Annotated in this window: 11 protein-coding genes and 1 pseudogene; 7 read left to right on the forward strand and 5 right to left on the reverse strand. The window is 60.1% G+C overall.

Going from position 1 to position 13,933, the window contains the following annotated elements; translation table 11 throughout:
* Positions 1 to 191 precede the first annotated feature (191 nt).
* Positions 192 to 1,790, reverse strand: a complete 1,599-nt coding sequence (locus H3L94_RS03940; RefSeq protein WP_182122739.1) for an AMP-binding protein — start codon at positions 1,788 to 1,790, stop codon at positions 192 to 194.
* Positions 1,791 to 1,861: 71 nt separating this feature from the next.
* Between H3L94_RS03940 and H3L94_RS12975 the strand changes: the two are divergent.
* Positions 1,862 to 2,011: pseudogene (locus H3L94_RS12975) on the forward strand (lipoprotein signal peptidase); the annotation flags it as partial.
* 67 nt (positions 2,012 to 2,078) lie between these two features.
* Here the strand turns inward: H3L94_RS12975 and H3L94_RS03945 are convergent.
* Both H3L94_RS03945 and H3L94_RS03950 read right to left on the reverse strand, forming a co-directional pair.
* Positions 2,079 to 3,137: a DUF1176 domain-containing protein gene (locus H3L94_RS03945; RefSeq protein ID WP_182122740.1), complete on the reverse strand. Its 1,059-nt coding sequence runs from the start codon at positions 3,135 to 3,137 to the stop codon at positions 2,079 to 2,081.
* A gap of 126 nt (positions 3,138 to 3,263) precedes the next feature.
* Positions 3,264 to 6,410 (reverse strand): DNA translocase FtsK, encoded by a 3,147-nt coding sequence (locus tag H3L94_RS03950; protein WP_182122741.1) that lies wholly within the window; start codon positions 6,408 to 6,410, stop codon positions 3,264 to 3,266.
* Positions 6,411 to 6,624: 214 nt separating this feature from the next.
* On the opposite strand from H3L94_RS03950, the gene queA reads away from it, so the two are divergent.
* From queA to H3L94_RS03975, 5 genes are all read left to right on the forward strand, one after another.
* Positions 6,625 to 7,698, forward strand: coding sequence for a tRNA preQ1(34) S-adenosylmethionine ribosyltransferase-isomerase QueA (queA, locus tag H3L94_RS03955; protein ID WP_182123096.1), 1,074 nt, complete (start codon positions 6,625 to 6,627; stop codon positions 7,696 to 7,698).
* A complete protein-coding gene (locus H3L94_RS03960) occupies positions 7,695 to 8,312 on the forward strand; it encodes a mechanosensitive ion channel family protein (protein WP_182122742.1) in 618 nt (205 codons plus the stop codon). The genes queA and H3L94_RS03960 overlap by 4 nt, the downstream gene beginning before the upstream one ends.
* Positions 8,309 to 9,514, forward strand: coding sequence for a tryptophan synthase subunit beta (trpB, locus tag H3L94_RS03965; protein ID WP_009118514.1), 1,206 nt, complete (start codon positions 8,309 to 8,311; stop codon positions 9,512 to 9,514). The genes H3L94_RS03960 and trpB overlap by 4 nt, the downstream gene beginning before the upstream one ends.
* 105 nt (positions 9,515 to 9,619) lie before the next feature.
* Positions 9,620 to 10,186 carry a hypothetical protein gene (locus tag H3L94_RS03970; RefSeq protein ID WP_182122743.1) on the forward strand — a complete coding sequence of 189 codons (567 nt, stop codon included), beginning with the start codon at positions 9,620 to 9,622 and terminating at the stop codon, positions 10,184 to 10,186.
* 120 nt (positions 10,187 to 10,306) lie between these two features.
* A complete protein-coding gene (locus tag H3L94_RS03975) occupies positions 10,307 to 11,170 on the forward strand; it encodes a basic amino acid ABC transporter substrate-binding protein (protein WP_182122744.1) in 864 nt (287 codons plus the stop codon).
* 184 nt (positions 11,171 to 11,354) lie between these two features.
* Here H3L94_RS03975 and folE2 read toward each other — a convergent pair whose 3' ends face one another.
* Positions 11,355 to 12,137 (reverse strand): GTP cyclohydrolase FolE2, encoded by a 783-nt coding sequence (gene folE2 / locus H3L94_RS03980; RefSeq protein WP_009118511.1) that lies wholly within the window; start codon positions 12,135 to 12,137, stop codon positions 11,355 to 11,357.
* A gap of 256 nt (positions 12,138 to 12,393) precedes the next feature.
* Entirely contained in the window at positions 12,394 to 12,855 is a 462-nt protein-coding gene (locus H3L94_RS03985) for a c-type cytochrome (protein WP_182122745.1), read from the reverse strand.
* A 243-nt stretch (positions 12,856 to 13,098) separates the two neighbouring features.
* Between H3L94_RS03985 and H3L94_RS03990 the strand changes: the two genes are divergently transcribed.
* Positions 13,099 to 13,929, forward strand: a complete 831-nt coding sequence (locus tag H3L94_RS03990; RefSeq protein ID WP_182122746.1) for an SDR family oxidoreductase — start codon at positions 13,099 to 13,101, stop codon at positions 13,927 to 13,929.
* Positions 13,930 to 13,933 lie beyond the last annotated feature (4 nt).

The following is a 13,933-nucleotide window of genomic DNA, read 5'->3' on the forward strand; positions in this document are numbered from 1 at the left end:
CGGGCGGGCTGGGGCAGATGAGCGGGGCTGCGACCTTTGCCCCTATCTGCGGCGTTAAACAGGCTCGTAAGATGTTCCATCTGGCTGCACCGGCTGGTTCGGCTGGCGTAGCCAAAAAACCGCTGCTCAAACATGATGACGCCACGCCCTAAGGGTGGGGCAGAGCGGTATCGGCCAAGCCTGTTGTGGGCTTATGAGCGCAGATTCTTTCTCAGCAGTTTACCTACCGTGGATTTCGGAATCTCATCAATAAACTCAATGTGTTTGGGTAATTTATAGCCGGTTAGGTAGGCGCGTCCCCATTCGCGCAGGTCATCGGCGGACACATTCTCCCGCCGTTTCACCACAAACAGTTTCACGGCCTCGTGGCTGTGCGGATCGGGTACGCCGACGGCACAGCACTCAAGCACATCGGGATGGCTGGCATAGACATTCTCGATTTCGCTGGGATAGACATTGAAGCCGGACACATTGACCACGTCTTTTTTGCGGTCGATGATTTTGATAAACCCGTCGGCATCCATGATGCCGATATCGCCGGTTTTAAAGTATCCGTCAGGCGTCATGTATTCGTGGCGCAAATGCTCGCGTTTGTAATAGCCCTTCATGATCTGCACACCCTGCACACATATCATGCCCGCTTGGCCGATGCCGCATATATTGCCTTCATCGTCCAACAGTTTGATATCGGTCATGGGCAAGGGGATGCCGATGCTGGCGGTAAAGCCGGCTGCAGGCGGATTCACGCTGATGACCGTTCCGGTTTCCGACAGGCCGCAGCCTTCGATAATGGGTTGTCCCACCACTTCCTGCCAGCGCTTGGCGGTGTCTGACAGTATTGCCATGCCGCCGCCCACGCACAATTTCACATGTCCGTGATCCATATTGCAAAACGCTTCGCTGGCCAGCATGGCGTTGAAGAGCGTATTCACGGCGGGAATCAGTATCGGCTTGTATGTTTGGATGGCGTCAATCAAACCGGGCAAATCTCTCGGATTGGGGATCAAGAGGTTGGCCAGTCCTGCCTGCATGCCGAAGAGTACGCACACACTAAAGGCGAAAATGTGGTAAAGGGGCAGGGCCGTTAAGATATAGCCGCTGTGGCCGCTGAGCGTATGTCCGACCACGGCATTGAGCTGATAGACATTGTGTATCAGGCCGCGGTGGGTCAGCATGGCTCCTTTGGCTACGCCCGTTGTGCCGCCCGTATATTGCAGCAAGACCACGTCATCGGGCATCACATAATCGGGTTTTTGGTAAGCGGCGGCTTCCGCATCAATCGCTTTTCCCTCCGGCGACACGAACCCCAATGTCTGCATGTCGGTGGTGATGAGGTGTTGAAGAGCAGTCTCTGCCCGGGCTTGGGCTACGGTATCGAGGAAGTTTTTGGCGACGATTAAAACTTTGGCGTCAGAATCGTTGAGCTGGTGCGCGAGCTCGCGCGGCGTGTAAAGCGGATTGATGTTCACCAGCACGAATCCAGCACGGATCACCGCCATCATGGCCACGGGATAATGCAAAAGATTGGGCATCATGACGGCGATTTTGTCGCCACGCTGGAGCCCCAGCGTCTGCAGATAAGCGGCCAGCCGTTTGCTGTGTGCATCGAGCGCGCGATAATCCAAAGACTGTCCCAGGCAAGTAAAGGCGATGGCATCGGGCTGCTTGGCAATCAGATATTCAAAGTAATCGATCAGCGTACCCACGCCGTCGGGTGTGCTTACCGTCATGGGGATATTGAATTTTTCATAAGCCGTGTGCCATGGGCGCTGTGAAGCGGAGATATTCATCGGGTATTCCTTCCTGGTTGTGAACACATGATCTCAAGTGGGTAAGGTGACGGGTAAACAGCCTGAGACCTTTGCAAAACCCTCATCTGCGGCGCATTTCTGCGTTGTGCGCTGCTCGCTCACTTGCCTATCTAGATGATATGTCTGCGCTCGCTGCGCTGCTACGCCTTGAACTGCATCCACATCTGAGGGTTTTGCAAAGGTCTCAGCCTCTAAGGCGCGCTGTCAGTCTCAAAGCCGTGCGAGCCAAGCGGCGGTACGCTGTGGCGGCCAAACAAATCGGGTTCATCAGTAGCCGGGCTGAGGAGGCAGGTCGAGCTGTACATCGGTTTCAAACAGCGGCAGCGCGCCCCACACATAGCTCATGCTGCCTTTGCCGCACAGGCCGCTGGTGCTCAGGCGGCTTAAGACGAAACGATTGCCGTCCCAAATGTATATCGACTGTTGGTAGCACTCGCCGAAGTTGCCGTCCGGTTGGTGTGCTTCGATGGCACCGTTGCTGTGGTAGCGGGCGAATGCGGTATTGGGTACGGGCACAAAGCCGATCAGGCGCGTCAGGTCGCGGCTGACCAAGGCAAACAGGCGTTTGGCATTGCCGTAATCGCAGGCGGTTTCGGCCAATACGGTGTCTTTGTCCAACGGATACAGGGTGAAAAGGGGCACTTCCTGACCGGGATGATTGCCGTGATCCAAGCGCTGGCAGCCGTTTGGCGCCAGGCCGGAGGCAGCGACGGGACCGCGCAGCAGGGTGCGCAGACTTTCGCTTTCAGAAGTACGGGACGGCCAAGCGGGTAGCCGGGCGGTGATGACCGGTTTGGACACGGCCGTGCCCTGATAGGCGGCGTTGCCGGGATTCAGCAGGGCGCCGGGCGTGCCGCTGCGGCCTTGGTAGGCATCCATCTTGGCCAGCACTTCGGCAGCGCCGCGGGTGGAGAGCGTCCATTGTTTGTCGCCGTGTTGGTACACGATGGGGCGGGGCGGATCGGCGCGCAGCAGCGAGAGCAGCGCGCCGGTTTGCAGCGGTTGGCCGTTGAGCAGCAGGTTTTCGCGCACCGGCGGGTCAACGGTCACCAAGGTGGTGGCCGGGCTAGTGGCGCCCGCTTTGCGGCGAATCAAGACGGAAACGGGCAGGCGCTCGGTTTGGCCGGTGATGCCGGCATGATAGCCGACGGCGGTGCAGTCGCCTGTATTGCTGCACACCAACAGCCAGTCGCCGCGGGCGAAGCGTAGGCCGTGTGTGCAGTCGGCGGGGCTGCTGCACTGGGCGTCGGCTGTGCTCACGACGATGGTTTTTGCGGCGGCAGGCAGGGTAACGAAAAGCAGGGCGGACAGCAGTAAGCAACGCATGGCTGGGTTTCCTTTTGGTGGTGCCGTGGAGCAGGCTGAGGGAGAACATTACAGCAGAATTGAGGCTACCTGAAAAGCGTGCGGCGGGTGTGGCAACGGCTTTCAGGTAGCCTGTGGGCAAACGTGTTAAGCGTCGCCATCGAGTTGGTCCTGCCGCGCCAAAATGGTGCGCTTGCCGTTGGTGTCGGCGGCGGACACGATGCCTTCGGCTTCCATTTGGTCCACCAGAGTGGCGGCTTTGTTGTAGCCGATGCGCAAATGGCGCTGAATGGAGGAAATGGTGGCTTTCTGGGTGCGCAGCACGATGGCCACCGCCTCGTCGAACAGCGGGTCTTTTTCGCCGCCGCCGTAGCCGCCGTTGGCATTGCTGAACAAATCGTCGCTGCCCACGCCGGCGGTGAGGATGTCTTCCACATAGTCCGGCTCGCCGAAGCCTTTGAGGTATTCCACTACGCCGTGCACTTCTTCATCGGCCACAAAGGCGCCGTGCACGCGCTGCGGATAGCCGGTGCCCGGCGGCAGGAACAACATGTCGCCCTGGCCAAGCAGGTTTTCCGCGCCCATTTGGTCGAGAATGGTGCGGCTGTCCACTTTGCTGGATACCTGAAACGCGATGCGGGTGGGGATATTGGCTTTGATCAGGCCGGTGATCACGTCCACGCTGGGGCGCTGGGTGGCCAGAATCAGGTGGATGCCGGCGGCGCGGGCTTTTTGCGCGAGGCGGGCAATCAGCTCTTCGATTTTTTTGCCGGCGGTCATCATCAAATCGGCGAATTCGTCCACCACCACCACGATGAAGGGCAGTTTCTCCAGCGGCTCGGGCTGCTCGGGCGTTAAGCTGAAGGGGTTGGCAAGGGTTTCGTCCTGCTCGGCGGCTTCTTTGATTTTCTGGTTGTAGCCGGCCAGGTTGCGCACGCCGACATGGCTCATCAGGCGGTAGCGTTTTTCCATTTCGTTCACGCACCAAGTGAGCGCGTTGGCGGCCAGTTTCATGTCGGTTACCACCGGTGCCAGCAGGTGCGGAATGCCTTCGTAGATCGAGAGTTCCAGCATTTTGGGGTCGATCATGATCAGGCGCACCTCGTCGGGCGTGGCTTTGAACAGCATGGAGAGAATCATGCTGTTCACGCCCACCGATTTGCCCGAGCCGGTGGTGCCGGCTACCAAGAGGTGTGGCGCTTTGGCCAGGTCGGTCACCACCGGCTGGCCGGTGATGTCCTGGCCCAAAGCCAGGGTGAGCTTGGAAGGGCTGTTTTGGAAGGCGGGCGAATCGAACACTTCGCTCAGGCGGATCATCTGCCGCTTCGGATTGGGCAATTCCAAGCCCATGCAGGTTTTGCCGGGAATGGTTTCCACCACGCGGATGGCGGCCACGCCCAGCGAGCGGGCGAGGTCTTTTTCGAGGTTGATCACCGAATTGCCGCGCACGCCCACATCGGGCTCGATTTCGTAGCGGGTGATGACCGGGCCGGCATAGGCATCCACCACCTTCACTTTCACTCTAAATTCGGCCAGTTTTTCTTCGATGGTGATGCCGTTTTCGATCAACTGTTCTTCTGTTACGGCCGCATGGCTGTTGTATTGCGGCGGCAGCAGCAAATCTTTTACCGGCAGGGCGTATTCGGCAAAGTCGGTAAACGAGGTTTTGGGCGTGTAGGCGGGTGCCGGCGCCGATACCGACCAAGCCGCAGCCGGGGCGGTTTCGGCGGCTGCCGGCCAGTCAGGTTGCGGCACACCTTCGGCCAGCGCCTGCTGCCACTCGCTGTCGTCGCCCAATTCGATGGCAGGCTGGGCTGAGGGGGCCAGTTCGCCGAGAGAGGGGTCGGGGCGGAAAGACAGGCCGGAAGAGGGCGCGTGCACTTGCTCTTCGGGTGCGGCGGGCGATTCGCTGAGCAGACGGTCGGTAATCGTCCACGGCGGATTGTCGCTGATGTGCACTTGGGCATCGGCCACAGCCGGCGCATCGGTGAAGGCCGGCGCTTCGGTTTCTGCGGCGGCCAGGGTTTCCTGCGGCAGGTGGCTGTAAGTTTCGGGGCGCTGCTCGAAGGGGGTGAAGCGGGTGGAAATCGGGGCGGCTGCCGGCTGCTCGGCCGGCACTTTCAGGCTGTAGCTTTGGCCGAGGCGGGCGGCAGCGGGAATCACGCTTTCGCGCACGGTGAGGCGTTTGAAGCGGTTGCGTTCGCGGTTGACCGGCGAATCGGTTTTGGCCAGGTTGGCCAACACTTCGTCTTCGCCGATCACGGCCAAATCGGGCATCGGCTGGGCGGCTTCGGCGGCCGCTTGGGCAGCCTGCTGTTGGGCGCGGCGGCTGGCCAAGCGCTGGCGCAACAGGTTGCTGCGGATGTCGTCGTGGCTGATGGTGTGGGGCGGCTCGGCCGGCGGTGCCAGAGGTGCTGCGGGTTCGGCAGAGGCTACCTGAAAGCCGTTAGGCTGCCGCGGCGGCAGCTGGGGGCTGACCACGGTGGTGCGGTTGCTTTGTGCCCAGCCGCGCTGCATTTTTTCGCGCACATAGCGCAGGGCGGGGTCGTCAGGCGTGATTTCTTCTAAATCGTGCGCCGGCGCCGGTTCGTGTTTGGGCGGCAGGTTGAGCACCACGGTTTCCCGTACCGGTTCGGGTGGGGGCGCGGTTTTGGCGAGCAGGCGGGTGGCTTCGTCCAGCGAAATTTCTTCCGGCTCGGCCGGGGCGGCATCGGTTTCTTCTGCGGCCGGCTCGGCCTGCCACAGGCGGCGGGTGGCTTCTTCGAGAGAAATCACCGATAACTCGGGCGCGGGATGTGACAAATCGGGCGCTGCCTCTGCGGCGGGGATGTTCGGCCCGATTGGCTTCTCGTCTGTCGTTTCTGCGGCGGGCGCCTGCCAGTCGGGCGGCAGAGGCTGTTCGGAATGGGGTTTGCCGGTTTGAAACCCAACGGCGGCGGAGGCGTCGGCGGCTTCGTCTTGGAAGATGGGCAGCTCTTCTTGGTTGTCGGACTTGCGGCGGCGGGGCTTTTTCTTGTTGGGTTTGGGGCCGAGCTGCTCGATTTTGCGGCGCAGATCGTCTTGGATTTTCTGGTAGTGCCGCTTGATTTGCTGCTGGCTGCGCTGGTCTTGCACATTCGGGCGGGCGGGCTGCTGCTTGGGGGCGTCGGCGCCGTGGGCAGCCGGCGTTTCGCGGCCTTCGTGGCGGCTCAGGTAGGCCAGCTCCATCAGCCATTCGCGTTCTTCTTTGCCGCGCCACCACAATAAGAAGGCGATGCCGGCCAGCAGCAGAATCAAAATCAAGATGAGAAACATAAAAAAGGCAGCTCCGGTTCGCCCAAAAAATGCCGCATTTTAGCGCGTTTTGGGGCGGAATCAAACCGAAGGCAGACCGGTTCGGGCGGCGGGCGGAGCCTATGGAACAGGCAGCAGATGGTGCGCGCCTTGTTGGCGCAAAAAACGGTCTTTCAGGTAGCCTGACGGGCCGCGGAAGCCTATAATGGCGTCCTTTTTTCTGCCGGTTTCCCGCATGCAGCTTGCCGATTTCGATTTTGATTTGCCCGAACACCTGATTGCCCAGCATCCGCCCGCCGAACGCGGCGGCAGCCGTCTGCTCGCGGCCCTGCCCGGGCAGCCGCCGAAAGACAGCCGTTTTGCGGACTTGCCGGACTGGCTCTCGCCGGGCGATGTGCTGGTGTTCAACAATACCAAGGTGATGAAGGCGCGCCTGTTCGGTCAAAAGGCCAGTGGCGGTCGCATCGAGGCTTTGGTGGAACGGGTGGTGGACGCGGAAACCGTGCTGGCGCACGTGCGCTCGTCCAAGTCGCCCAAGCCGGGCGCAGAGTTGCATTTTGAAGGCGGGGTGCGGGCGGTGATGCAGGAACGTGCGGGGGAGTTGTTTTGCCTGCGTTTTGTGCTTTCAGGTAGCCAAACGGTGTACGACATACTGGAGCGGCACGGCCATCTGCCTTTGCCGCCCTATATCGAGCGAGCGGCCGGAGCGGATGACGACGAGCGTTACCAAACCGTGTATGCCAAGCATCAGGGCGCGGTGGCTGCGCCGACCGCCGGCCTGCATTTCACCGAAGCGTTGCTGGCGCGTTTGGCCGAGCGCGGCATTGAAACGGCGGAAGTGACCCTGCACGTGGGTGCCGGCACCTTCCAGCCGGTGCGGGTGGAAAACATTGCCGAACACACCATGCACAGCGAGTGGTACCACATTAGCGAAGACACCGTGCAGGCGGTGGCGGCGGCCCAAGCGCGCGGCAACCGCGTGTGGGCGGTGGGCACCACTTCTTTGCGCTGTTTGGAATCGGCCGCCGCTTCAGGCAGCCTGCGGGCGGGCGAAGGCGACACCGATATTTTCATTACGCCGGGCTACCGCTTCCGCGTGGTGGACGGCTTGATCACCAATTTCCACTTGCCCAAGTCCACTTTGCTGATGCTGGTGAGCGCGTTTTCCGGCATGGAGCACATCCGCCGCACCTACCGCCACGCCATCGAACAGCAATACCGCTTTTTCAGCTACGGCGACGCCATGCTGTTGCAGCGCAATGAAGACAGCGGCCAAACACCGCTTTCCTTTTCAGGTAGCCCTTTATGATGTTGAGCAGTTCTTTCGTTTCTCTGGGCCACTACGGCCAGATGGTGTCTGCCGCCAACGAATTGATGCGCGGCTTTTGGGCGCACACGCCTTATCTGATGATGGCCTTGCTGCTGTTTTTCGCTTTCTGGCTGCTGGCCCAATTGTTCAAATGGTTTGTCGGCCGTCTGCTCGGTAAGCGCTTGGCGGCCCGGCCTAATGTGCTGTTGCTGCTCAAGCGCATCGGCGGCACCGGCATTTTGCTGATCGGTTTTTTGTGCGCCTTGGTGGTGGCCGTGCCCGGCTTCACGCCGGGGCAGCTGATCAGCACTTTGGGCATCGGCTCGGTGGCGGTCGGCTTTGCCTTTAAAGACATTCTGCAAAACCTGCTCTCCGGCATTCTGCTGCTGGTGAACGAACCGTTCCGCATCGGCGACAACATCACCTCCAACGGCTTCACCGGCGTGGTGGAAGACGTACAGATTCGGGCCACCACCCTGCGCGGCGAAGACGGCAGCCGGATTGTCATTCCCAACGCCCAGCTGTTTACCGCGCCGATTACCGTACACACCGGCCGGCCGCCACAGCCGTCGGCTTCCCAAACAACCGACTCCCATTCCGAGGAAACCCTATGATTCAAGAGCAATTAAACCGCTTGGTCCGCCCCGATGCCGACGGCAATTTCGGCCGTCACGGCGGCAAAATCGACCATCCCGAACTGGCCAAAGCCCTGGACCAATTGGAAGCAGGCTTCCGCAATATTATTGAAGACGCCGAATTCAAAGCGGAAATGAAACGCCTGCAGGCCACTTATGTCGGCCGCCCGAGCCCGATTTACCACGCCCGCAGCCTGTCGCGCCGCGGAGCGCAAATCTATTTGAAGCGCGAAGACCTCAACCACACCGGCGCCCACAAAATCAACCACTGCTTGGGCGAAGTGCTGTTGGCGAAGAAAATGGGCAAGAAAAAAGTGGTGGCCGAAACCGGTGCCGGCCAGCACGGCGTGGCCTTGGCCACCGCCGCCGCACTGCTGGGCTTGGAGTGCGAAATCCATATGGGCGTGGTGGACATCGCCAAAGAGCACCCCAATGTATCGCGCATGAAAATCCTCGGCGCCAAGCTGGTGCCGGTGTCCGCCGGTGCGGGCACGCTGAAAGAAGCGGTGGACAGCGCCTTTGCCGCTTATATGCAAGACTTGGAAAACAGCATGTTCGCCATCGGTTCGGTGGTGGGCCCGGCGCCGTATCCCGAAATGGTGGCCTATTTCCAAAGCATCATCGGCTTAGAGGCGCGCGAACAGTTCCAAAACGAATACGGCGGCCTGCCTGACGAAGTCATCGCCTGCATGGGCGGCGGCTCCAATTCCATGGGTTTGTTTAATGCCTTTATCGACGATGAAGAAGTAGCGCTGGTGGGCGTGGAGCCGGCCGGCGAAGGTTTGGACCGCCCCGGCCGCCACGCCGCCACCCTGACCTTGGGCAAGTTCGGCAATATTCAGGGCTTCAACTGCTATTATCTGCAAGAAGAAGACGGCACCCCGGCCGCGGTGCATTCGATTGCCTCCGGTTTGGATTACCCCGGCATCGGCCCGCAGCATTGCTACCTGAAAGACATCGGCCGCGGCCGTTACGAAACCGCCACCGATGCCGAATGTTTGGACGCCTTCCTCACCCTGTCGCGCGAAGAAGGCATCATCCCCGCGCTGGAAAGCGCCCATGCCTTGGCCTACGCCCTGCGCCGGGCGCCCTTGCTCGACAGCGGCAAACGTCTGCTGGTCAACCTCTCCGGCCGCGGCGACAAAGACATCGACTTTATTTTGCAAAAACTGGATATCTGAAGCCGTTTTTCCGGCTGATTGCCGGCATCAGGCTACCTGAACAGCCGCCGATTGGGCTTTCAGGTAGCCTGATGCCGTGTTCGCTAAGTCATTGATGGAGGTGTCATGGAAAAAGACGGTTTTCGTCCCTACCAAGCGCCGGCCACTCCGGCCGGCCGTGGCCGCGAGGAAGCCTGTTTCCGGCAAGGCAATAAGGTGTGGCTGCCCGCCGACAGCGATCTGCCTTGCCGTTGCGTGCGCTGCGGTTCGGCTGAGGTGGTGCGTGAAAAAAGTGTTAAGCTGCATTGGTATCCGCCTGCGCTGGCCTTGATTTTGCTGACCGCTTTTTTCATCGGTATGTTTGCGCTCATCGCTTTCGGCGTGCTGGCCGCCCTGCTGCGCAAGCGTACGGAAGTGACGGTGTCTTGGTGTGCGCAACACGCCCGCATTCCGCGGCGGCAGATGGCGCTGGTGTGGGCTTGGGTGTTGCTGACTTTGCTGGCGATTGGCGCCGTTTTCTTTGGCAGCGACGCCCGCTGGGGGCTGGGGGCATTGGGCCTGCTGGTGTTGGCTTGGCTGCTGACGGCGGCTTACTTGGGTTGGACGAACGTGAGAGCGGTGCGCATCGATGCCGAATACAGCATTTTGAAAGGCTTCGGCCGGGGTTTTCTCGACACATTGCCTCCGCGTTGATTGTTCAATGTAAAAATTAATTTGCATGAAATTAAATGATGTGTATGATGCGCCTTGCGCGGGCCGGCCGTTTTCGGACACGGTCGGCTCCTCCACATCACAAACTTAGGAGAAATCACGATGTTGAACAAAAAAAATACCTTTTCGGCGCTGGCTTTGGCTGCGGTCATGTTTTTGGGCGCCTGCGGCGGCAGCGGCGGTTCTGCTGCGTCTTCCGACAGCGCACCGGCCGGCGGCAAGGAATACATTGTCGGCCTGGATGCCACTTACGCCCCGTTCGAATATGAAGAAAACGGCCAAGTGGTGGGCTTTTCCGCCGATGTGCTCAAAGCCATTGCCGAGAATCAGGGCCTGAACCTGAAATTGGTGAATACGCCTTGGGAAGGCATTTTCGGCACCCTGGACAAGGGCGACCGCGACATCATTTCCTCCAGCGTCACCATTACCGATGAGCGCAAAAACGTGATGGACTTCACCGACCCCTATTTTGAGGCCACCCAAATGATTGTGACCGGCGAAAAAGGGGCCGCCATCCAATCGTTTAACGACCTGAAATCGCGCACCGTATCCGTGCAAAGTGGCACCACCGGCGATTTGGTGATGCAGAAACTGCAAGGCGAGCAGAGCGCCATGATCAAGCGCTTCGAAACCATGCCGCTGGCGATGAAAGAGTTGCTCAACGGCGGTGTGGAAGCCGCAGTGGGCGACAACGGCGTGGTACAGAACTTCGTCAACAACAATCCCGATGCCAAGCTGCGTACCTTGGTCGATAACGGCTTCGAAAAAGAATACTACGGCTTCGCTTTGCGCAAAGGCCGTGACGACGATTTGATGGCCAAGTTGAACGCCGGTTTGGCCGCCATCAAAGCCAACGGCACTTACGACCAAATTTACGCCAAGTGGTTCAACACCGCACCGGCCGCCGCCGAAGCTGCGCCTGCGCCCGCCGAAGCGGCTCCGGCTTCTGCCGCTTCCGCCCAGTAAATATTGCCGATTTTGCTCAAAACCGCTTCCCGTTTCGGGAAGCGGTTTTTGTTTGGCGGCGGCGCAACAGGGAATGGACAGACAATTTCGCAAAAGCAAACCGCCCGTCAGATAAGCATGCGGGCGGTTGTTGCGGTGCTGCCGGCCGTCGGCTGCCGAATTCAGCGGCGGCAAACAGGCCGGTTTAGAGCGTGTCCGATTGAATCAGGGCATAAGCCGAATGATTGTGGATGCTTTCGAAGTTTTCGCTTTCTACCGTGAAACTGAGGATGCGCGGATCGTTTTTCAGGGCCACGGCGATATCGCGCACCATGTCTTCGACAAATTTCGGGTTTTCGTAAGCCCGTTCGGTCACGTATTTTTCATCGGGGCGTTTGAGCAGGCCGTAAAGCTGGCAGGAAGCTTGGTTTTCCACCAAGTCGATCACTTCTTCCGCTTCCACCGCCTGCTCGCGGCAGCGCAGGGTAACAGTTACGTGGGAGCGCTGGTTGTGCGCGCCGTATTGGGAAATTTCCTTGGAGCAGGGGCAGAGGCTGGTAACCGGCACCAATACTTTCAAGGTGTGGGTGTAGATGCCGTTTTCCGATTCGCCGGTCAGGGTTACGTCGTAATCCAAGAGCGAGGTGATGCCGGAGACGGGGGCACTTTTTTGGCGGAAAAACGGAAAGGTTATGCTGATGCGGCCGGCTTGGGCGTCGAGCAAGGCGAGCATGTCGGCCGTCAGTTCGCGTAAGCGCACGAAATCCAGCACGCCGGCCTGCTCCTCCATCAAGGCCACGAAGCGGGACATATGGGTGCCTTTTTGCGAAGCGGGGAGGGCCACCGTCATGGTGAGGCGGGCGACGGTGTTTTGCTCGCCGTCTTGGCTGCGGATGCGCAAGGGCAGACGCAGGTCTTTGATGCCCACTTGGTTGATGGGCATATTGCGTGAATCGGGGCTGCTCTGCACGTCGGCAATGGCGTTCATTGCTGGGGTTTTCCTTGTGAATGTGTGTGGTGTTTTGGTAGGCGGCAAGGGGCTTGCGGCGCAAAGGGCGGCAGTATAACGCCAGCCCGGTTTGCGGGCAAATATCGGCCGCATAAAGGAAACAAATCCTTTCGTCCCCGCTTGCCGGCACCTTATTGGGGCGGATTGGCAAAATAAAAAGCTACCTGAAAGCGCGGCCGCGGGGCGCGGATGCTTTCAGGTAGCCTGATGGCGCCGCCGGGCAGCGGCGGCGGTATTATTTGGGTTTGCGGAAGGTGTCGTGGCAGGATTTGCAGCTGGCGCCCACTTCGCCGTAGGCGGCTTTGATTTCTTCCAAATTGCCGCCTTGGGCGGCGGTATTCAGCTTGGCCACGGCGGCGTGGAAGCTTTCTTCGGCGGTTTTGAAGCCGGCGGCATCGCTCCATATATTGGGCAGGGCGTCGCCGGTTTGGCCGTCAGGGTCTTGGGCGAAGTGTTTGAAGGGTTCCTGGCTTTCGGTTACAAAGGTTTCGGCCATGGTTTTGAAGGCATCGGGCTGGTAGGGCTCTTCGCCTTTCACTACTTTGCCCATGGCGGAGAAGTTGGGCATCATGGTTTTGAAGGCGGTGCTGCGCTCTTGCGAATATTGGCCTTTGGCGGCAGAACCGCTTTGGCCGCCGCAGGCCGCCAAGCCCAGGGCGAGGGCGGAGAGCAGCATCATGGCTGTGGTTTTTTTCATGGGGTATCCCTTTATCTTAATGGTTAGTGGTGGTGTGTTTGCGCCGCCGCTTTCAGGTAGCCCGAAAGCGGCGGGCTGCAAACGGGAGGGAATCTATCACGATTCGGACGCTTTGTGGGCAAAAGGCCGGGAAAAGGGATTGGCGCGCACGCTTGGAAAGCGGCTTTGCCGATGCGGGCTGCGGCGTACGGATGATATACTGCACCCCGTTTCAGGCATTGTTTTTTCAGATCGGAGGACATCATGGCGATTTTGGTGACCGGCGCTTCGGCCGGTTTCGGCCGCGCGATTTGTGCGGCCTTGGTGCGGGCGGGTTATCCGGTGGTGGGGGCGGCGCGGCGCGGCGACAAACTGGAAGCCCTGCGCGAGGAGTTGGGCGGCCTGTTTTTGCCGCTGGTGATGGACATGGCCGACACCGCTGCCATCGACGCCGCCTTGGCTTCGCTGCCGGAAGGTTTTGCCGAGATCGACTGTTTGGTGAACAACGCCGGCCTGGCTTTAGGCTTGGAGCCGGCGCACCAGGCCGAGTTTGCCGACTGGCAGACCATGATCCAAACCAATATCATCGGCCTCACTTACCTCACCCGCCGGCTGCTGCCCGCCATGGTGGCGCGCCAAAGCGGCTATGTGATCAACATCGGCTCGATCGCCGGCACCTATCCCTATCCGGGCGGCAATGTGTACGGCGCCACCAAGGCCTATGTGCGCCAGTTCAGCCTCAATCTGCGCGCCGACTTGGCCGGCACCGGGGTGCGGGTGAGCAATATCGAACCCGGTTTGTGCGGCGGCACCGAATTTTCCAATGTGCGCTTCAAAGGCGACGATGAGCGGGCCGCCGCCCTGTATGACAACGTGGACTACATCCGGGCGGAAGACATTGCGGATACCGTGTTGTGGTTGTACCAGTGCCCGCCGCACATGAATGTGAACAGCATCGAAATCATGCCGGTGGCGCAAAGCTTCGGCGCCCTGCCGGTAAAGCGCAAGGCCGCGCCCGCCGTTGTCCAAGAGCAGCCCGACGCCGCGCCGCCGAAAAACTGGCTCGCCCGCCTCACCGGCTACCTGAAAGGATAATGCC

The organism is Neisseria shayeganii, from assembly GCF_014054965.1.
GTDB lineage: Bacteria > Pseudomonadota > Gammaproteobacteria > Burkholderiales > Neisseriaceae > Eikenella > Eikenella shayeganii.

Coding starts and splice junctions, on each gene's coding strand:
- H3L94_RS03940 (WP_182122739.1), bottom strand. CDS start 1,790: ATGAATATCTCCGCTTCACAGCGCCCATGGCACACGGCTTATGAAAAA.
- H3L94_RS03945 (WP_182122740.1), bottom strand. CDS start 3,137: ATGCGTTGCTTACTGCTGTCCGCCCTGCTTTTCGTTACCCTGCCTGCC.
- H3L94_RS03950 (WP_182122741.1), bottom strand. CDS start 6,410: ATGTTTCTCATCTTGATTTTGATTCTGCTGCTGGCCGGCATCGCCTTC.
- queA (WP_182123096.1), top strand. CDS start 6,625: ATGCAGCTTGCCGATTTCGATTTTGATTTGCCCGAACACCTGATTGCC.
- H3L94_RS03960 (WP_182122742.1), top strand. CDS start 7,695: ATGATGTTGAGCAGTTCTTTCGTTTCTCTGGGCCACTACGGCCAGATG.
- trpB (WP_009118514.1), top strand. CDS start 8,309: ATGATTCAAGAGCAATTAAACCGCTTGGTCCGCCCCGATGCCGACGGC.
- H3L94_RS03970 (WP_182122743.1), top strand. CDS start 9,620: ATGGAAAAAGACGGTTTTCGTCCCTACCAAGCGCCGGCCACTCCGGCC.
- H3L94_RS03975 (WP_182122744.1), top strand. CDS start 10,307: ATGTTGAACAAAAAAAATACCTTTTCGGCGCTGGCTTTGGCTGCGGTC.
- folE2 (WP_009118511.1), bottom strand. CDS start 12,137: ATGAACGCCATTGCCGACGTGCAGAGCAGCCCCGATTCACGCAATATG.
- H3L94_RS03985 (WP_182122745.1), bottom strand. CDS start 12,855: ATGAAAAAAACCACAGCCATGATGCTGCTCTCCGCCCTCGCCCTGGGC.
- H3L94_RS03990 (WP_182122746.1), top strand. CDS start 13,099: ATGGCGATTTTGGTGACCGGCGCTTCGGCCGGTTTCGGCCGCGCGATT.